This is a genomic window from Alginatibacterium sediminis (genome assembly GCF_003610775.1).
Lineage (GTDB): Bacteria > Pseudomonadota > Gammaproteobacteria > Enterobacterales > Celerinatantimonadaceae > Alginatibacterium > Alginatibacterium sediminis.
Genome location: NZ_RAQO01000001.1, coordinates 192,912 through 211,775, shown reverse-complemented (window position 1 = coordinate 211,775; position 18,864 = coordinate 192,912). Strand labels below are relative to the sequence as shown.

Annotated in this window: 17 protein-coding genes; 11 read left to right on the top strand and 6 right to left on the bottom strand. The window is 40.9% G+C overall.

What is annotated here, in order from left to right:
- Nucleotides 1–15: 15 nt before the first annotated feature.
- The 5 genes from DBZ36_RS01035 to dnaA form a co-directional block, all read right to left on the bottom strand.
- Nucleotides 16–486 (bottom strand): Hsp20 family protein, encoded by a 471-nt coding sequence (locus DBZ36_RS01035; protein WP_120353064.1) that lies wholly within the window; start codon nt 484–486, stop codon nt 16–18.
- Nucleotides 487–657: 171 nt separating this feature from the next.
- A complete protein-coding gene (gyrB, locus tag DBZ36_RS01030; protein WP_120353063.1) occupies nt 658–3,075 on the bottom strand; it encodes a DNA topoisomerase (ATP-hydrolyzing) subunit B in 2,418 nt (805 codons plus the stop codon).
- Complete coding sequence (recF, locus tag DBZ36_RS01025) at nt 3,068–4,153, bottom strand: DNA replication/repair protein RecF (protein WP_120353062.1); 1,086 nt, start codon at nt 4,151–4,153, stop codon at nt 3,068–3,070. The genes gyrB and recF overlap by 8 nt, the downstream gene beginning before the upstream one ends.
- A 5-nt stretch (nt 4,154–4,158) precedes the next feature.
- A complete protein-coding gene (gene dnaN / locus DBZ36_RS01020) occupies nt 4,159–5,268 on the bottom strand; it encodes a DNA polymerase III subunit beta (RefSeq protein WP_120353061.1) in 1,110 nt (369 codons plus the stop codon).
- Between the two features lie 18 nt (nt 5,269–5,286).
- On the bottom strand, nt 5,287–6,684 hold the full coding sequence (gene dnaA / locus DBZ36_RS01015; RefSeq protein ID WP_120353060.1) for a chromosomal replication initiator protein DnaA: 1,398 nt from the start codon (nt 6,682–6,684) through the stop codon (nt 5,287–5,289).
- A gap of 268 nt (nt 6,685–6,952) precedes the next feature.
- Between dnaA and DBZ36_RS01010 the strand changes: the two genes are divergently transcribed.
- The 9 genes from DBZ36_RS01010 (at nt 6,953) to dbpA (ending at nt 14,605) form a co-directional block, all read left to right on the top strand.
- Entirely contained in the window at nt 6,953–7,696 is a 744-nt protein-coding gene (locus DBZ36_RS01010; protein ID WP_120353059.1) for an amino acid ABC transporter substrate-binding protein, read from the top strand.
- Nucleotides 7,696–8,364 (top strand): amino acid ABC transporter permease, encoded by a 669-nt coding sequence (locus DBZ36_RS01005; RefSeq protein WP_120353058.1) that lies wholly within the window; start codon nt 7,696–7,698, stop codon nt 8,362–8,364. Before DBZ36_RS01010 ends, DBZ36_RS01005 begins: the two co-directional genes overlap by 1 nt.
- 2 nt (nt 8,365–8,366) lie before the next feature.
- On the top strand, nt 8,367–9,113 hold the full coding sequence (locus DBZ36_RS01000) for an amino acid ABC transporter ATP-binding protein (RefSeq protein WP_120353057.1): 747 nt from the start codon (nt 8,367–8,369) through the stop codon (nt 9,111–9,113).
- Between the two features lie 211 nt (nt 9,114–9,324).
- Nucleotides 9,325–9,459: a 50S ribosomal protein L34 gene (gene rpmH / locus DBZ36_RS00995; protein WP_055733490.1), complete on the top strand. Its 135-nt coding sequence runs from the start codon at nt 9,325–9,327 to the stop codon at nt 9,457–9,459.
- 36 nt (nt 9,460–9,495) lie between these two features.
- The gene (gene rnpA / locus DBZ36_RS00990; protein ID WP_407641474.1) at nt 9,496–9,819 is read left to right on the top strand and encodes a ribonuclease P protein component; all 324 of its coding nucleotides are present in this window, start codon (nt 9,496–9,498) and stop codon (nt 9,817–9,819) included.
- Entirely contained in the window at nt 9,786–10,040 is a 255-nt protein-coding gene (gene yidD, locus DBZ36_RS00985; protein WP_120353055.1) for a membrane protein insertion efficiency factor YidD, read from the top strand. The genes rnpA and yidD overlap by 34 nt, the downstream gene beginning before the upstream one ends.
- Before the next feature lie 7 nt (nt 10,041–10,047).
- Entirely contained in the window at nt 10,048–11,676 is a 1,629-nt protein-coding gene (gene yidC, locus DBZ36_RS00980) for a membrane protein insertase YidC (protein WP_120353054.1), read from the top strand.
- A gap of 70 nt (nt 11,677–11,746) precedes the next feature.
- Nucleotides 11,747–13,111, top strand: coding sequence for a tRNA uridine-5-carboxymethylaminomethyl(34) synthesis GTPase MnmE (gene mnmE / locus DBZ36_RS00975; RefSeq protein ID WP_120353053.1), 1,365 nt, complete (start codon nt 11,747–11,749; stop codon nt 13,109–13,111).
- 108 nt (nt 13,112–13,219) lie between these two features.
- The gene (dbpA, locus tag DBZ36_RS00970; protein WP_120353052.1) at nt 13,220–14,605 is read left to right on the top strand and encodes an ATP-dependent RNA helicase DbpA; all 1,386 of its coding nucleotides are present in this window, start codon (nt 13,220–13,222) and stop codon (nt 14,603–14,605) included.
- A gap of 48 nt (nt 14,606–14,653) precedes the next feature.
- Here the strand turns inward: dbpA and DBZ36_RS00965 are convergent, their stop codons facing one another.
- The gene (locus DBZ36_RS00965) at nt 14,654–15,586 is read right to left on the bottom strand and encodes an exopolyphosphatase (RefSeq protein WP_120353051.1); all 933 of its coding nucleotides are present in this window, start codon (nt 15,584–15,586) and stop codon (nt 14,654–14,656) included.
- A gap of 351 nt (nt 15,587–15,937) precedes the next feature.
- Here DBZ36_RS00965 and mioC point away from each other — a divergent pair, with 351 nt between their 5' ends.
- Complete coding sequence (gene mioC / locus DBZ36_RS00960) at nt 15,938–16,378, top strand: FMN-binding protein MioC (RefSeq protein ID WP_120353050.1); 441 nt, start codon at nt 15,938–15,940, stop codon at nt 16,376–16,378.
- Between the two features lie 370 nt (nt 16,379–16,748).
- Nucleotides 16,749–18,638, top strand: coding sequence for a tRNA uridine-5-carboxymethylaminomethyl(34) synthesis enzyme MnmG (mnmG, locus tag DBZ36_RS00955; RefSeq protein WP_120353049.1), 1,890 nt, complete (start codon nt 16,749–16,751; stop codon nt 18,636–18,638).
- The last annotated feature ends 226 nt before the right edge of the window (nt 18,639–18,864 follow it).

The following is an 18,864-nucleotide window of genomic DNA, read 5'->3' as shown; positions in this document are numbered from 1 at the left end:
TGATCACTTACCTTGTTACGCGTCGATTAGTTTTTTCTCGGCTGCTTGCAATAAGCTTTCTTTGCTAGAGCCTATACTAATTTTACGCGGTTTCAATTCTTCTGGAACCTCTCGTTCTAGGTCAACATGTAGCAAACCGTTTTCTAGATTTGCTGCTTGAACTTTTACATGATCAGCCAACTGAAAACGACGCTCAAACCCTCGCTCTGCTATACCTTGGTACAAAAACGACTTAGCAGTTTCCGGCTTTTCTTTGTTTCCTTTAACAATCAAAGTATTGGAATGACTAGTAATGTCTAGATCATTTTCCGCAAAACCCGCTATTGCTAAGGTAATGCGATAGTGGTTTTCGTCAATAGATTCGATGTTATATGGTGGATAGCCTGCAGCTGTAGTGTTGCTTGAAGCAGTTTCAATCATGTTGACTAAACGGTCGAAGCCAACCGAAGTACGGAATAGAGGTGAAAAATCAATTTGTGAACGCATAGTATATATCCTCATTTGAGCAATAATTGTAGTGAGCCAGTTAATCTGCACTCTGTATTTGAACCCCTTTCGGCGGCTCATTAATATAGATGGGGACACTCATTTCACTTTCAATACTATAGACAAAAAAAAGAGCCCTAAAGGGCTCTTTTTTTCATCTATTACGTATTTTTACACATCTAAGTTTTCAACATTGAGCGCATTATCTTCGATAAAGTTACGTCTTGGCTCAACATGATCACCCATTAACGTTGTGAAAAGCTGATCTGCAGCAACTGCATCTGCTACAGTAACTTGAAGCATACGCCTTACTGCTGGGTCCATTGTAGTCTCCCACAATTGGTCAGGATTCATTTCACCAAGACCTTTGTAGCGTTGAATATACAAACCACGTTTAGATTCTGACATAACCCAATTAAGCGCTTCTTCAAATCGTTGTACTTGCTTAACTCTTTCGCCACGTTGAACATAAGCTCCCTCTTCTAGCAAGTTTCTAAGTACGTCACTTAGTTTAGCTAGATCTACATATTCAGTAGAGGTAAAGAACGGAGTTTCAAATGGATAATCATGATCGATACCGTGTTGACGCAAGGTGAACTTAGGATAGTAGCTTGAGCGCTCTTCGTCATGTAGTACTTCGACCGAAAAGAAGTTACCACTTGGCATCTCTATATTTACTTCTGCAATAAGTTCTTGAGCCCATTCGAGTACACGCGCTTCATTACTCAGCTCGGAAGGATCAATCGATTTAATCGTCAGAATTTGACTTAATAGTGACATTGGGTAGCGACGAGCTAAACGCTCAATTGTACGAATGCCATGACGATATTGAACCACGAGTGATTCAAATGCTTCACCCTGAATACCTGGAGCACTTTCATTTACATGTAGCGCTGAATTGTCCAATGCTAATGATGTTAGATATTCTTCTAAAGCAGGCTCGTCTTTAACATAGCGCTCTTGCTTACCTTTTTTAACTTTATACAAAGGTGGTTGAGCGATATAGATGTAACCGCGTTCTATGAGCTCTGGCATTTGACGGTAGTAGAATGTGAGCAATAGAGTACGAATGTGTGAACCATCCACATCCGCATCGGTCATGATGATAATGTTATGGTAGCGTGTTTTATCTGGATTATACTCATCACGTCCGATACCACAGCCCATTGCTGTAATAAGCGTTGCTACTTCTTGAGAAGAAAGCATTTTGTCAAAACGCGCTTTTTCTACGTTAAGGATTTTACCTTTCAAAGGCAAAATAGCCTGATTCTTACGGTTACGAGCCTGCTTAGCAGATCCGCCCGCAGAGTCTCCTTCCACTATATATAGTTCAGAAAGAGCAGGATCTTTTTCTTGGCAGTCAGCTAACTTACCTGGAAGACCCGCTAAGTCTAATGCACCTTTACGTCGCGTCATTTCACGAGCTTTACGAGCAGCTTCACGTGCTCGTGCTGCATCAATAATTTTACCCGTGATGATCTTAGCTTGATTTGGGTTTTCTAGAAGGTAATCACCCAATTGATCGCCCATCGTTTGTTCAACTGCAGTTTTAACTTCTGACGACACTAACTTGTCTTTAGTTTGGCTAGAGAACTTAGGATCTGGTACTTTTACAGAGATAACCGCTGTTAGACCTTCACGAGCATCATCACCAGAAGCGTTTGACTTCTCTTTCTTATTTATACCCTGTTTGTCCATGTAGGTATTTAAAGTTCGTGTTAGTGCAGATCTAAAGCCAGCAAGGTGTGTACCACCATCGCGTTGCGGAATATTATTGGTAAAGCAAAATACATTTTCTTGATAGCCGTCGTTCCATTGCATAGCAACTTCAACAGAAATCCCATCTTCTCGCTCAAGACAAAAACTAAACGGTTTATCGTGTATCGTTGTTTTATTGGTATTTAAGTAGTTCACGAAAGCCTGGATGCCACCATCATATTTGAAATGGTCAGTGCGGTCATCTCGCTCATCTTTTAAGATAATTGATACACCGGAATTCAAAAATGACAGCTCTCGTAAACGCTTAGCTAGAATTTCGTAGTGAAAATCAATATTAGTAAAGGTTTCATCGCTAGGCCAAAATCGAATTATTGTACCGGTTTTTTCGGTATCGCCAACAATAGCTATTGGAGCATTTGGCACTCCATGCGTATATGTTTGCTCATGTACATGACCATTACGTCGAACCGTAAGTTGAAGCTTAGTCGATAGTGCGTTAACTACTGAAACCCCTACTCCGTGTAATCCACCAGAGACTTTGTATGAGTTATCATCGAACTTACCGCCAGCGTGAAGTACTGTCATAATAACTTCAGCCGCTGATATTTTCTCTTCAGGGTGAAGATCAACAGGTATTCCGCGACCATCATCTGTCACTGATACGGATGTATCCGCATGGATTGTGACTACAATATCTTTACAGTGTCCGGCTAAAGCTTCGTCGATCGAGTTATCAACGACCTCAAATACCATGTGGTGTAGACCTGTTCCGTCATCAGTATCACCGATATACATACCAGGTCGTTTTCTTACGGCATCAAGTCCTTTAAGGACCTTAATACTAGAAGAATCATAATTGCTTTCAGCCATGTTCCGCTCTCGCTGTTGTGTTCAAAACGCGACCATGTTCCACGTGAAACATGTTGCATTTGGATAAATCAAATCCATCAAGCATATCCTTTTCGATCGCTGTGATGAATACTTGAGACTCATTTCTTTGCAAATACTCTGCAAACAGTTTTCTTTTATTCAAATCCAGTTCTGCGGCAAAATCATCGACTAAATATATAGTCCTTTTACCAAGTTTCTTGTATATGTACTCACCTTGTGCGATTAAAAGTGCACATACAAGAAGCTTTATTTGACCGCGTGATAAAATGTCATTTACAGCAATACCATTAGCTTTGATTTTCAAATCAGCTTTATGTGCGCCAACTTGTGTATATCCCAAGATTTGATCTCTACTCAAACTAGATTCAAATAAATCAGCTAGTTTTGAGTCTTGATTCCAACCTGCGTAGTAACCCAAATTGAAACTATACTCGGGAAGAAACTGCCCTAGTACTCGCATTACAACAGGTTCAAAGTCTTCTACGTAAGCTGTTCTATACTTGTTTAGTTCGTAAGCATGCTGCACTAATGACTTGGTCCAATAGTCCAACTGTTTCGAGTTTGCCTTAATACGTAATAATGCATTTCTTTGTTGGAGAACTTTTTTGTAATTTGCCCAACTCTTAAAAAATGATTGTTCCACGTGAAACACAGCCCAATCAATAAACGAACGCCTATTTTTGGGACCTTCCGTTACCAGGCGATACCCATCAGGGTGAATCAATTGCATCGGAAAGCGCATTGCCAAAGCAGACTGAGTTTTGACAATCTCTCCGTCTATCTTAATTTGGTATTCGCCATTACGTTGCCGTTGCAAACCAAATCGCTGCCCTTCACTTTCGATAAATACAACTAGCGCATCTTGTTCATGTCTAATCATATTCTGTGCGCGACGACTACGGAAAGAGCGTCCAACACCAATCGCGTAGATTGCCTCTAGCAAGCTACTTTTTCCGCTACCATTCTCACCGACAATTACATTTAACTGTGGTGAGCATTCCAAATGAGCCTGTTCTATATTTCTAAACTGGTTAAGCCTAAGTTGTGCAATACCCATACGATCTATAATCGCATAGGCATAACAACGTACATTGCACTACTAAGTTCATGTTCGGTATTGTCTTCGATCAGCGCACTACTATTACTATTACTCATCGAAAACTTAACTTGCTCGCACTTCAAAGTATTCAAAACATCGAGTACGTACGAAACGTTGAAGCCAATCTCCAAATCCTCGCCTTCATAGGCAACATCGACTACTTCTTCAGCCTCTTCTTGCTCAGGATTATTTGCAGTAATATTCAATAGTCCGCTTGATAAAACGACTCTTACGCCTCGAAACTTCTCGTTACTAAGAATTGCAGCACGGGCAAATGCTTGGCGAAGTTCTTCACGCCCAGATATCACCAACTTATCGCTACCTCGAGGCACAACACGTCGATAATCAGGGAACCGACCATCTACTAGTTTAGTTGTAAAACTATAGCCATTAACGATGGCTCGAAGGTTATTATCACCAATTTGAAGCTCTATACTTTCAGATTCGTTTTCAAGTAATCGCTGAAGTTCTAATACACCCTTGCGAGGAACAATGACTTGGTTCTGAGGCAAGTCAGCATCGATTTTGAGTTCAGCTAATGCAAGACGATGTCCGTCTGTTGCAACAGTCTTAAGGGTACCACCATCGGTCTCAAACAGCATGCCATTGAGATAATAGCGGACATCTTGACTAGCCATTGAAAATTGAGTTTTTTCGATGAGTTGTTTTAACTGTCCTTGAAGCAACTGCAAATTAGTTTCACAATTCCAATCTTCAATATTAGGATAATCACTAGCTGGTAAGGTTGCCAGACTGAAACGGCTGCGACCAGATCTAACAACCAATCTATTGTCATCGGCCTTACAAGAAATCTCGCAACCGTCTGGCAAGCCGCGACAAATGTCGACAAACTTACGAGCAGGAATTGTAATCTCTCCTTCACTGTAATCAGAAGAAATAGCTAAACTTGCTACCAATTCCACTTCCATATCTGTGCCAGTTAAAAACAAAAAGCCGTCTTTGATCACCACCAATATATTACTTAATATTGGAATTGTAGGACGGCTTCCTATTGCGCCGCCGACCAATTGTAGTGGTTTCAATAAAGTTTCACGATTCATCGAAAAATGCATGATTACAGGCTCTTTGATTTAAGACGACAAGGTACGGATGAGATTTTGATAATCTTCTTTGATATCGTGACTCTCTTCTTTGAGTTGACCAATCTTACGACACGCGTGTAACACCGTAGTATGATCACGTCCTCCGAAAGCATCACCAATCTCAGGCAAACTATGGTTGGTCAATTCTTTAGCCAAAGCCATCGCCATTTGGCGAGGACGAGCAACAGAACGAGAACGACGTTTAGACAGCAAATCAGCCATCTTAATTTTGTAATACTCTGCAACAGTTTTCTGGATATTGTCAATCGTGACTAATTTTTCTTGTAGCGCAAGTAGATCTCGAAGAGCTTCGCGTACAAAATCAATAGTTATGGCTCGCCCAGTGAAATTGGCGTTTGCGATGACTCGATTCAACGCACCTTCTAGTTCGCGTACATTTGACCGCAAACGTTTTGCAATAAAAAATGCAACTTCGTCAGGTAGTCGGATATTATTCTCATGAGCTTTGGTCATAAGAATGGCAACCCGTGTTTCCAACTCTGGTGGTTCAATTGCTACCGTTAAGCCCCAACCGAATCGACTTTTAAGTCTATCCTCTACACCGTTTATCTCTTTTGGGTAACGGTCACTAGTCAAAATAATTTGTTGGTTACCCTCAAGTAATGCATTGAAGGTATGGAAGAATTCTTCTTGAGATCGTTCTTTGTTAGCAAAAAACTGAATATCATCGATTAGCAAAGCATCTACACTACGATAATAACGCTTAAAGTCCTCTATCGCATTGTTTTGTAAGGCTTTTACCATATCTTGAACAAATCGTTCTGAATGCATGTAGACAACTTTAGCGTTTTTCTTACTATTGATAATTCCATTACCAACAGCGTGTAACAAGTGCGTTTTACCTAAGCCTGTCCCACCGTAAAGAAACAATGGATTATAAGCCCCACCAGGATTATTAGCGACTTGTGTAGCAGCAGCTCTAGCCAATTGATTGGATTTACCTTCGACAAAGTTATCGAACTGATAAGTAGCATTAATATTGTTACGGTGAACAATATTCACTTCAGCATTTCTAGCCTGGGAATCCCACGAACGAGAAGGTGCTTTTTCAGCCCTGCTTTGCCGAGTTGGCGACTCACTAGACGCCGGTTTAATTGGTGCTTTTACTTTGGTTGCAATAGGTCGACTACCAACTTCAAAGCGTAAGCTTGGTTGGTCATTGCCACAAAACTCTTCTAGCAAGGAATTGATTCCAAGCACATATTTATCTTTGACCCAATCCAACACAAAACGATTTGGGGCATATAAGGTTAATGAGTCATCACCATGATCCACTTGCAGTGGACGTATCCACATACTGAATTCAGTTGCTGGCAATTCATCTTGTAAACGACTTGAGATTTGTTGCCAAAGTGAACCACTCACCCGCGACCCCTGCAAGAACAAAAAAGACCGTCTATTGTATAACAATGGGGTTCAATAATGAACCGAAGAAAGGGATAAACAGCGCTTAATGACGCCTTTCTATTTATAAGGCCTATAATAATAACTATGTCGATTTTTTACCCATCAATATAAGTTTTTTATATCGTTATATCTTAGAACCAAAGGATTTTTGTAATGCGTTTATATATCAATTAGATTATACACCCACACAAAAGCCAATATTGCAGCTTTAGATACCGAGGAAACTATGAATAAGTCACTTTTACTAGCCATAGGACTGCTGCTAAGCAGTACTACGATAAGCGCCCAAGAATTAATTAAAGTCGGTATGTCGGGTCGATATTTTCCATTTACCTTTGTTAAACAAGATAAGCTGCAAGGATTTGAAGTCGATATATGGGATGAAATAGCAGCCCGTAATGATTGGAAAGTGGAATATGTAACATCAAACTTTTCGGGTTTGTTTGGCATGTTAGAGACCGGCCGCATAAACACGATCTCCAACCAAATAACCATTACTCAGGCACGCCTCGATCAATATATTTTTTCTAGTCCTTACGTTATAGATGGCGCGCAAATCGTGGTTCGTAAAGGTAATGACGAAATAACCGAGCTAAAAGATTTATACGGTAAAAAAGTTGCCGTTAACTTGGGTTCAAACTTTGAACAACTTCTTAGAAAAAATGACGTAAACCAAGAAATTAACATTATTACCTATGATACTGGCATTGAACAAGACGTCGCATTAGGTCGTTCTGATGCTTTCGTTATGGATAGAGTTTCTTCTTTAGCACTTATAAAAGAGTCTGGTTTACCCTTGCAGCTAGCGGGTGAACCCTTTGAAACAATACAAAACGCTATGCCATTTCTAAATAATGAGCAAGGCATTGCACTACAACAAAAAGTAAATGCAACCCTGGCGTCTATGGCCGAAGATGGCACCCTAACGACGATCTCGCAGCGTTGGTTTGATGCAGATATCACTCGCTAATGAGCGGATTTGATTTCAACTACATGTTTAGTTTGTTCCCTATACTGTTTAAGTATTTGGGGACAACCCTAGAAATGGCCTTTATTGGTCTATTTTTTGCGTTAGGTTTAGCATTAGTTTTGTCTATTTTCCGCGTATTTAAAATCTGGGGATTCAATCAGTTTGCTGTGGTGTTTATTTCCTTCTTTCGAGGAACGCCACTCTTAGTTCAATTATTTTTACTTTACTACGGCTTACCGCAAGTATTCCCAGTACTGATAGGAATAGATGCATTTACAGCATCTATTATCGGACTGAGTCTACATTTTTCAGCTTACATGGCAGAGAGCATACGCGCTGCTATTGATGCGGTATCAAAAAATCAATGGGAAGCCAGTTTTGCTGTCGGCATGACGCGTATGCAAGCTCTGAGGCGTATAGTGTTACCCCAAGCGTTTCGCATCGCCCTGCCTTCGTTGATGAATTACTTTATCGATATGATAAAGAGCACTTCGCTTGCTTTTACCTTGGGGGTAACCGAAATAATGGCCAAAGCTCAAATGGAAGCAGCCAGCAGTTTTAGATTTTTTGAGGCCTTTTTAGCTGTCGCTCTCATATACTGGGCAATGGTAGCTGTATTCACCCATGTTCAGACTTACATGGAAAAGCGCTTGGCTAAGGCTTATTAAACATGATCAAAATAAGTAATCTCAGTAAAGCATTCGATGGTACTAAAGTCCTCGACAACATTGATATCGAGATTAAAAAAGGTGAGATTGTCGCTATTATTGGGCCTTCTGGCACCGGTAAATCCACATTACTCCGATGCCTAAATTTTTTGGAAACACCAGATACGGGTGATTTTACCGTTGGTGAACTAAAAATAAATGTTCAAACTATAAAGGCCGCGCAAATTACACAATTGCGTAAACAATTTGCATTCGTTTTCCAAAACTATGCATTGTTTGCAAATCTTAATGCGCGCGACAATATCGCTGAAGCTTTACAAACGGTTTATAAGCAAGACAAACAAGGTGCACATTCCAAAGCAATGCAAATTCTTAAAGATATTGGATTGGAAAACAAAGCCTTAAGTTTTCCAAGCCAGTTATCAGGTGGACAACAGCAGCGTATAGGAATAGGACGAGCCATGGCCTACCCTAGCCAAGCCATTCTCTTCGATGAGCCTACATCAGCGCTCGATCCACAATGGGTTGACGAAGTACTAGGTCTGATAAAAAAGCTTGCGAACCAGCAACAAACTATGCTCATCGTCACTCATGAAATGGAGTTTGCTCGCGATGTTGCAGACCGCATTATTTTTATGTCTGAAGGCAGAATCGTCGAACAAGGATCGCCAGAACAACTGTTTACCAATCCAAAAGATCCACGAACTCAACAATTTTTAGCCAGAGCTACTAAAAATCAAACAAGATAGAACTTGCAACAACGCGCTTAGCCCCTATAATTGCGGCGCTTGATCAGTGATGATCACTCTTAGGTGAAATGACATATCTATGTTTCAAATGAGTTGACTTTGATACGTGGAATGATTAGAATTTCGCCTCTTTTTTGCTTGGTCAGACTTAAACATTAGTTTTTAGACTTTCCAACACAATTTAATACTTGCTAGCAACGGTAGTAATAATATGAAACGTACTTTTCAACCAAGCGTACTAAAGCGCAAACGCTCACACGGTTTTCGCGCACGTATGGCAACTAAAAACGGCCGTCAGGTATTGGCTCGTCGCCGTGCCAAAGGTCGTGCTCGTTTGTCTGCTTAGTTAGTGGCAGAACATTCGTTCGGCAGGGAGTTACGTTTGTTAACTCCCATGCATTTCAAACATGTTTTTAGTGACCCTCTTCGTGTCGGAACCCCCCAGCTACTTCTTCTAGCTAAACCTAATCAAGAACAACATCCTCGTCTTGGTCTCGCTATTTCCAAAAAAAGCATAAAATTAGCTGTTGGACGTAACCGAGTAAAACGTTTGGTTCGTGAAAGCTTTCGCTTACATCAACAACAACTACCCAATGTTGATATTGTCGCAATATCGAAACCTGGTGCTGCACAATTAAGTAATGCCGAGTTAGCTAAACTTCTGGAGAAGTCATGGCAGCGATTACTGCGCCGTTACGCTGGTTAGCAATTGGATTAATACAAATCTATAAAGTGACGCTCAGTCCATTGATTGGCCCACGCTGTAGATTTACACCAACTTGCTCCACTTATGCAATAGAGGCAATTAAAACTCACGGTTTGGCAAAAGGTTGTTGGTTAACTAGCAAACGTCTATTAAAATGCCAACCTCTAAACCCTGGCGGCTACGACCCAGTCCCAGACCCCAAACAACAAAAAAGTGATTAACTGGACTATGGAATCTCAGCGCAATATATTAATTATTGGCTTTTTGTTCGTTACATTCTTGCTATATCAACAATGGCAAAATGATAACAATCCCCAAGTGCAAGCAGCGATTGCACAGCAAAGCCAAACACAAAGCTCCGGCTCACTAACTGGCGATGTACCTAGCGCTAATCAAGCCGAATCTGAACTTATCGAATCAGCGTCTCAAACCAAACTAATTTCGGTCAAAAGTGATTTACTAGACTTAGAAATCAGTGTTCAAGGCGGTGATATTGTTTCAGCTAAACTTCTAGAACATAGATTAGAAGAAGACTCTGAAGAATCATTCCAACTGTTAAACGATTTGGCCGGCACAACTTACATTGCGCAAAGCGGTCTAATCGGTGCTAACGGTTCAGACGCTAAAGAGCGTCCAGTATACAAAGTAGCTCAAGACAGCTTTGTTATTGGAGAGACTGCAGATGAGTTGCGTGTACCCATGCAGTTTATTAACAGCGATGGAATCGTGTTCACAAAAACATTTGTTGTTAAACGCGGCAGCTACGCTGTGGATGTTGAATATAATGTTGATAACCAAAGTTCAACTAATGCTTCAGTGCAGGTGTTTGCTCAATTTAAGCAAACTATGAGTGAAGGTGAGTCGAGCATGATGATGCCGGTTTACCGTGGCGGTGCTTATAGCACAGCCGAAACTCGCTATAAAAAATACAGCTTCGATGACATGCAGAAAAACCCGCTAAGTATTGTTACTCAAGGTGGTTGGGTTGCTATGATGCAGCACTACTTTGTATCTGCATGGGTTCCTCAAGCTGAAGAAAGTAACGAGTTATACTCTAAAGTTGTCGGTAACTTCGCTTATATTGGCTACAAATCATCGGTGGCCACAGTAGCAGCTGGTGACAGCACAACTCTTAGTTCAACAATTTGGGTTGGTCCGAAAACACAATCTGAAATGGCTAAAGTTGCTAACCATCTTGATTTAACCGTCGACTATGGTTGGTTGTGGTTTATTGCCCAACCGATGTTCAAATTATTGAACTTCTTCCACGGTATTGTTGGAAACTGGGGTTTGGCTATCATCATGATTACCTTTACGGTAAAAGGCCTAATGTTCCCGCTTACTAAAGCTCAGTACACGTCAATGGCTAAAATGCGCATGCTACAACCGCAATTGGCCGAGCTTCGCGAAAAGCATGGTGATGACCGTCAAAAAATGTCGCAAGGCATGATGGAGTTGTACAAAAAAGAGAAAGTTAACCCGCTTGGTGGTTGTTTCCCTATCTTGTTGCAAATGCCTATATTTATCGCACTTTACTGGTCATTGATGGAAAGTGTCGAGCTACGCCATCAACCGTTCTTTGGTTGGATTACTGACTTATCAGTACAAGATCCATTGTACATTTTACCTGTGCTAATGGGTGCAAGTATGTTCATGATTCAACGGATGTCACCGACAACGGTTACCGATCCTATGCAACAAAAAATCATGCAATTCATGCCTGTTATGTTCACAGTTTTCTTCTTGTGGTTCCCTTCAGGTCTAGTTCTATACTGGTTAGTCAGCAACATTGTGACATTAATCCAACAGACTTTGATCTATCGTAACCTTGAGAAAAAAGGTCTTCATAGCCGCTAAAGCTGCTGAAAAAACCTACAAGTGATAAACTGCCACTCCTTGGGAGTGGCTTTTTTTTGAGAGAAATAAAATGCAAACAATGGACACTATCGTCGCGCAAGCGACAGCACCTGGTCGCGGTGGTGTTGGTATCGTTCGAATTTCTGGTCCTAAAGCAGAACTTGTTGCGAGCAAAATACTAGGCAAAATACCTAAAGCTCGTTATGCAGACTATTTACCTTTTAGACAACTTGATGGACAAATTCTCGACCAAGGTATTGCGCTCTTTTTCAAAGGGCCGAACTCGTTCACTGGCGAAGATGTATTAGAGCTGCAAGGTCATGGTGGTCCCGTTGTTCTAGATTTACTAATCCAAGAAATTAGTCAGATTGATGGACTAAGGGCGGCTAAACCAGGTGAGTTCAGTGAACGAGCATTTTTGAACGACAAACTCGATTTGGCTCAAGCTGAAGCGATTGCCGATCTAATCGAAGCGAGTTCAGAACAAGCAGCGAAAAGTGCAATGTTGTCACTACAAGGCGAATTTTCAAATAAAGTTAACGCACTTGTTTCTAGTGTGACTCATTTACGCGTGTACGTAGAAGCAGCCATCGACTTTCCTGATGAAGAAGTAGATTTTCTCTCAGATGGTAAAATTTTAAGTGATTTAAAAAGCATTCAACTAGAATTAAAACAGGTCCAATCTCAAGCACAACAAGGAACATTGCTGCGCGAGGGTATGCGAGTGGTTATTGCGGGTCGGCCTAATGCCGGGAAATCAAGCTTACTTAACGCACTTGCTGGAAAAGAGGCTGCAATTGTAACGGATATTGCAGGAACAACGCGTGACGTCCTGCGTGAGCATATTCATATCGATGGTATGCCGCTTCACATTATTGATACCGCAGGTTTGCGTGATGATGCCGACACCGTAGAACAAATTGGTATCGAGCGCGCATGGCAAGAAATTCAAAACGCCGATCAAGTATTGTTTATGGTTGATGCAACCACAACCGATCAACTTGACCCTCTTAAAATATGGCCTGAATTTGTCGCTAAATTGCCCAAGAATATGGGAATGACCGTCGTTAGAAATAAAGCAGATCTAAGCCAAGAAAGCTTAGATATCATTCTCGACCATGGCCACCCAGTTTATCGTATATCAGCAAAAACAGGTCTAGGTCTAGATAATCTCAAAGCTCATTTAAAAGACATTATGGGCTTTAAAGGCGGTAATGAAGGCGGTTTTATGGCCCGTAGACGCCACTTAATTGCTTTAGAACTTGCAGCCCAACATTTAGATTTTGGTCTAACTCAATTAGAAGTATATCAAGCCGGTGAACTTCTAGCTGAAGAACTACGGCTTAGCCAATTGGCCTTAAGTGAAATAACCGGGGAGTTTAGCTCCGATGACCTACTTGGGGAAATTTTTGGAAGCTTCTGCATTGGTAAATAGTACTAATAATTAACTAGATACAGACTATTGTAATCAACTAGATACAAACACTAGTGAGTACGATTGGTATACATTTTTTTACCTGGCCATCGGCCACTAGGATATAACGTGAGTTCAACTCATTTTTCAAATTTAGAACTACCTAAGGCATTGCTGGATAACTTAGAAACACTGGGTTACCACGATATGACGCCAGTACAAGAACAAAGCTTACCTATAGTACTTGAAGGTAAAGATTTAATTGCACAAGCAAAAACCGGTTCAGGCAAAACCGCCGCGTTTTCTTTGGGCATACTTAGTCACTTAGAAGTAAAACGTTTTCGAGTCCAAGCGCTAGTCTTGTGCCCTACTCGTGAACTTGCGGATCAAGTTGCAATTGAGATCCGCCGCTTAGGAAGACAAGTTCATAACATTAAAGTACTGACTTTGTGCGGAGGCACTCCGGTTGGCCCACAAATAGGTTCTTTGGAACATGGCGCTCATATTATCGTGGGTACACCAGGTCGAATAGAAGATCACCTTAAAAAAGGGCGTCTAAATTTAGAAGAACTTAAACTTTTAGTTTTAGATGAAGCCGATCGTATGCTTGAAATGGGTTTTCAAGACGCCTTAGATACGGTTGTTGAACACAGCCCAAGTCAACGTCAAACCTTATTGTTTAGTGCAACTTTCCCAAAACAAATAGAAACAATTGCAAATTCAATTATGAAACAAGCTCAACGGATACAGGTTGAAGCAACGCATCAACATGCATCCATAGACCAACATTTCTATAAAGTAGAGCCAGAGCAGCGTTTAGAGACCTTACGTCGCCTTTTACTATCCTATCAGCCAGGCTCTAGCATTGTTTTTTGTAATACCAAAATTCAAACTCAAGACGTGGCCGACGAACTCATAAATATGGGCTTTAATGCCCTCGCTTTACATGGCGATTTGGAGCAACGCGCCCGCGACCAAACTTTAGTCAGATTTGCCAATAAGAGTGCATCCATTCTAGTCGCTACTGATGTCGCTGCTCGCGGACTGGACATAGACAAACTTGACGCAGTTTTTAATTTTGAAATTGCTCACGATACTGAAGTTCACGTACACCGAATAGGTCGAACCGGTCGTGCTGGAGAAAAAGGCTTGGCTTGTACACTATTTAGCGATCGCGACAGCTATAAAATGGCTCTACTATCAGACTACTTAGGTCATGATATAGATCCAAGTCCTCTACCCGACGACTCAGTACTACGTCAAAAAGTAATGACAGCTCCGATGATGACTTTGCAAATAGACGGTGGCAAACGTCAAAAATTGCGTCCAGGAGATATACTTGGTGCTCTAACAGGTGATCAAGGTATTGCTGGTGACGAAGTCGGTAAAATAAAAGTATTAGCTAATTTTGCTTATGTAGCTGTAAAAAGAGAAAGCTTTAAAAAAGCTTTAGCTTGTATTGAACAAGGACGAATGAAAGGTAAAAAGTTCCGAGTTCGTGTAATCAGGGGCTAAAACAATACACAATAAAGAGGCATATCATTTGATATGCCTCTTTATCAACTAACCATCGTTATTAATTGTATTGATTAGGTCTGTAAGTACTTGTTCTGACTCTGCGGTTGCAATTTGGCAGGTACCTGCCGCATTATGCCCCCCGCCACCATACTTAAGCATCAACTCGCCCACATTGGTTTTACTCCCCCTATCAAATATCGATTTTCCAGTAGCAAAAACAATGTTTTGTTGACGAAAGCCCCACATTTTATGAATCGAAATATTACATTGGGGAAACAGGGCGTAAACCATAAAACGATTACCTGAATAAATGACTTCTTCATCACACAAATCCAGAACTACCAAGTTGTTATATTCGTGTGCACAGCGCAGAATTTGATCTTTAAATTTTTGCTCATGTGAACGATATAGATCAACGCGTTCTTGAACATCTGGCAACGCCAATATTTCTTCAATCGTATGATTTTTACAGTACTCAATTAAATCCATCATCAAGTTGTAATTTGATACTCTGAACTCACGAAAACGACCTAAACCGGTTCGCGCATCCATTAAAAAGTTGAGCAAGTTCCAACCGTCAGGGTTAAGTACTTCATCGCGATTAAATTGGGCTGAATCTCCTTTATCGACAGCTTCCATCATTGCCAGCCATTGCTCTGGGAAGGTATCAGTACCACCATAATGCTCCCATACAACTCTGGCTGCCGACGGTGCCTCTGGGATAAGGATATGGTTATCTCGGTTGCCAGTATTGCGAAGCGCTTCAGAAGAGTGGTGATCAAACACTAAATGAGCTTGTTCAACATAAGGCAAGTTCGTCACGATATCTTGGCTAGTGATCTGAACTTTACCATCCTGCATGTCTTTAGGATGTACAAAGGTTATTTCATCGATCAGATTTAACTGTTTTAGTAAAACAGCGCATACGAGTCCGTCGAAATCACTGCGGGTTACCAATCGATAGCTATTGTTCGACATTGTTGCTTCCTTTTTGTACGTAAACTTTAATACTTAAAGCACGATACTATATCTTTAAGCAGGCTAAAAGCCGCGTGCACTAGTTAACCTAGTATGGATCAACTTCGTGTAAAACTGTCAATCAATATAGATCAAAACCTCAAATAAGATCATATTTGGGTATAAGTATTGTCCACATTTTAAAGATCCTTTATCTAACTGTTTTTATGGGTTTAATTATGATGACCGAGTGTAATTATTGAAATAACAAGACCAGTTATACAAAGCATACCCACATTTAATCCCACGGTTTTAAATAGAGTTGATAAACGCTAATATGTATCAAACAAGCAAAGAATAACGATTAAATGCATGAAAATTGAGATTATTGTTGGTTCTACCATGGGAGCTGCTGAATACGTAGCTGATGAATTAGCCGCTTCACTTGAAACAAATCATAGTGTAGACATTCATCTCAACGCCAGTTACCAGCAACTAATGGAACAACAAGACAGTTTCTGGTTGTTCTGTTGTTCTACTCATGGAGCCGGGGATGTACCCGATAATCTAGCTCCTTTTATTGAGTCCATCAAAAATGACGCAAAAAATCTAAATCTAAACTATGCGGTTGTCGCTATTGGTAGTCGAAGCTATGACACTTTTTGCCAAGCTGGACTTTCTATTGATCAATTACTAAAACACAAAGGTGCTACCGCATTTATTGATCCACTTTGTATAGATGTTGACCAAGAACCAGTGCCTGAAGAGCCGGCTATCATCTGGTTAGATCAATGGAAAGACAAATTAAACTAAGATCGTCCTGTGTATAAGTATTGAATTAACACCAGAACAACCGGTGTTTATCCAAGGGTATAACTTTACTCCCATACCAGCCTGTGTATAAGTAGCTGTTTAATACTCAGGATGTACGCAGATAGATCATCCTTTTCACACAAGGTTTGATCAAAGCTAAGCTCATGATTGATCATAAATAAAATCACTTATACACAGATCTAAGCGATCCTAATAATAGATCTAATAAAAGATCTCTTTAAAAAAGATCTATATATAATTAGTAAATCGACCTAAAGATCAAAACGGATCTCTTGTTCCATCTGCTCGCCATTCGCTGTAGAATACGCCTCCCCCAATTCAACGGCTTCGACCGGTAAACAGGCACACTATGTTTTATCAACAAATTTTTGATGTGATCGTCATTGGCGGCGGTCATGCAGGAACCGAAGCCGCTAGTGCGGCTGCACGTATGGGACGCGATACACTTTTACTAACTCACAATATTGAAACTTTAGGGCAAATGTCATGTAATCCGGCTATTGGTGGGATTGGGAAAGGACATTTGGTAAAAGAAATTGATGCGCTTGGCGGCTTAATGGCCAAAGCTACAGATCTCTCAGGGATCCAATTCAGAACACTCAATTCGAGCAAGGGTCCAGCGGTACGTGCAACCCGAGCCCAAGCCGATAGAATTCTTTACAAAGCAGCGATTCGAACAGCCCTAGAGAACCAAGAAAATCTAAAGATTTTCCAGCAGGCTTGTGATGATCTAATCGTTGAAAACGATCGCGTTGTAGGCGTAGTGACACAAGCGGGTTTAAAAATCCGCGCCAAATCAGTGGTGCTTACGGTAGGAACCTTTTTAGGTGGCCGTATTCATATTGGGCTTGATAACTACTCTGGAGGACGCGCAGGTGATCCGCCATCCATTGCCCTTGCTGATCGCTTGAGAGAGCTCCCACTGCGTGTGGACCGCCTTAAAACAGGTACACCGCCACGTATCGATGCTCGAAGTATCGATTTTAGTGTTATGCAAGAGCAAGCAGGTGATAATCCAACCCCAATTTTCTCCTTGGTTGGTTCTAGAGATCAGCAACCAGAACAGATTTCGTGTTACATCACGCATACCAATGATCAAACCCATAACATTATCAAAAATGGTCTAGATCGCAGTCCAATGTTTACCGGTGTAATTGAAGGGATAGGGCCTCGTTATTGCCCATCGATAGAAGACAAAGTTACTCGCTTTGCAGATAAAAATTCTCACCAGATATTTATTGAACCAGAAGGTTTAACGACACACGAAGTGTATCCAAACGGTATATCGACAAGCCTGCCTTTTGATGTTCAAGTGGCTTTAGTTCATTCAATGAAAGGACTTGAAAATGCGCATATTACTCGTCCAGGCTATGCCATTGAGTATGACTATTTTGACCCACGAGATCTTCGCAACTCACTAGAAAACAAATATATATCAGGGTTGTTTTTTGCTGGTCAAATCAATGGAACAACAGGATACGAAGAAGCCGGAGCACAGGGCTTAGTTGCTGGTATGAATGCCGCATTATTTGCAAACGATCAAGAAAGCTGGTCACCGCGACGCGATCAAGCCTATATGGGGGTTATGATTGATGACCTTGCAACCTTAGGTACCAAAGAACCTTATCGTATGTTCACTAGCAGAGCCGAATACCGGTTGTTGTTGCGTGAGGATAATGCCGATATTCGCCTAACCGAAGCCGGCCGAAAATATGGGTTAGTGGATGATACTCGTTGGGAGCTATTTAATACAAAATTGGAATCGGTCGAACTTGAAAGACAACGGCTAAAATCAACATGGGTACATACACAATCGGATTGTTTAACACAACTTAATCCGCTTTTGAAAAATCCTATTTCAAAAGAGCATAGTCTTGAAGAATTGATCAGACGACCAGAACTTTCTTATGCAGGTGTGATGAACATAGAAGGTTTTGGGCCTGGTTTGCAGGATGTACGAGCTGCAGAGCAAGTTGAAATACAAATTAAGTACGATGGATACATCAAGCGTCAACAAGACGAAATAGCAAAAACCAAACGTCATGAGATGGCTTTGATCCCTCTCGATATAGATTTCGGTAAGATTAGTGGTTTGTCGAATGAAGTTGTTGCAAAACTTGAACAAGCTCGACCAGAAACGATAGGGATGGCTTCTAGAATTTCTGGCATTACTCCTGCGGCTATTTCATTGCTGTTGGTGTATATGAAAAAACATGATTTATTAAAAAAGAGTGCCTAGCTAGCAAGCAGGAATAGAACCTAGTTTTTATTCCTGCTGTTTTATAACGCTATCTGATCTTGGCATCGTTATCTATTCCTATGCATCCTAACATTTGGTATAAAACCCTTTCTCTATCTAATTGATAGTATTAAATTAAACAAATTCGAATGATGGAGATCTGCTTTAATTTAATTGTGTTAGTAAGCCATCGTTTGCTGATGGTATCTATACTGATATGGAGTTA

Bases quoted from the DNA above. Each gene is read 5' to 3' on its own strand.
- DBZ36_RS01035 (WP_120353064.1), bottom strand. From the start codon at position 486: ATGCGTTCACAAATTGATTTTTCACCTCTATTCCGTACTTCGGTTGGC.
- gyrB (WP_120353063.1), bottom strand. From the start codon at position 3,075: ATGGCTGAAAGCAATTATGATTCTTCTAGTATTAAGGTCCTTAAAGGA.
- recF (WP_120353062.1), bottom strand. From the start codon at position 4,153: ATGGGTATTGCACAACTTAGGCTTAACCAGTTTAGAAATATAGAACAG.
- dnaN (WP_120353061.1), bottom strand. From the start codon at position 5,268: ATGCATTTTTCGATGAATCGTGAAACTTTATTGAAACCACTACAATTG.
- DBZ36_RS01010 (WP_120353059.1), top strand. From the start codon at position 6,953: ATGAATAAGTCACTTTTACTAGCCATAGGACTGCTGCTAAGCAGTACT.
- DBZ36_RS01005 (WP_120353058.1), top strand. From the start codon at position 7,696: ATGAGCGGATTTGATTTCAACTACATGTTTAGTTTGTTCCCTATACTG.
- DBZ36_RS01000 (WP_120353057.1), top strand. From the start codon at position 8,367: ATGATCAAAATAAGTAATCTCAGTAAAGCATTCGATGGTACTAAAGTC.
- rpmH (WP_055733490.1), top strand. From the start codon at position 9,325: ATGAAACGTACTTTTCAACCAAGCGTACTAAAGCGCAAACGCTCACAC.
- yidD (WP_120353055.1), top strand. From the start codon at position 9,786: ATGGCAGCGATTACTGCGCCGTTACGCTGGTTAGCAATTGGATTAATA.
- yidC (WP_120353054.1), top strand. From the start codon at position 10,048: ATGGAATCTCAGCGCAATATATTAATTATTGGCTTTTTGTTCGTTACA.
- mnmE (WP_120353053.1), top strand. From the start codon at position 11,747: ATGCAAACAATGGACACTATCGTCGCGCAAGCGACAGCACCTGGTCGC.
- DBZ36_RS00965 (WP_120353051.1), bottom strand. From the start codon at position 15,586: ATGTCGAACAATAGCTATCGATTGGTAACCCGCAGTGATTTCGACGGA.
- mioC (WP_120353050.1), top strand. From the start codon at position 15,938: ATGAAAATTGAGATTATTGTTGGTTCTACCATGGGAGCTGCTGAATAC.
- mnmG (WP_120353049.1), top strand. From the start codon at position 16,749: ATGTTTTATCAACAAATTTTTGATGTGATCGTCATTGGCGGCGGTCAT.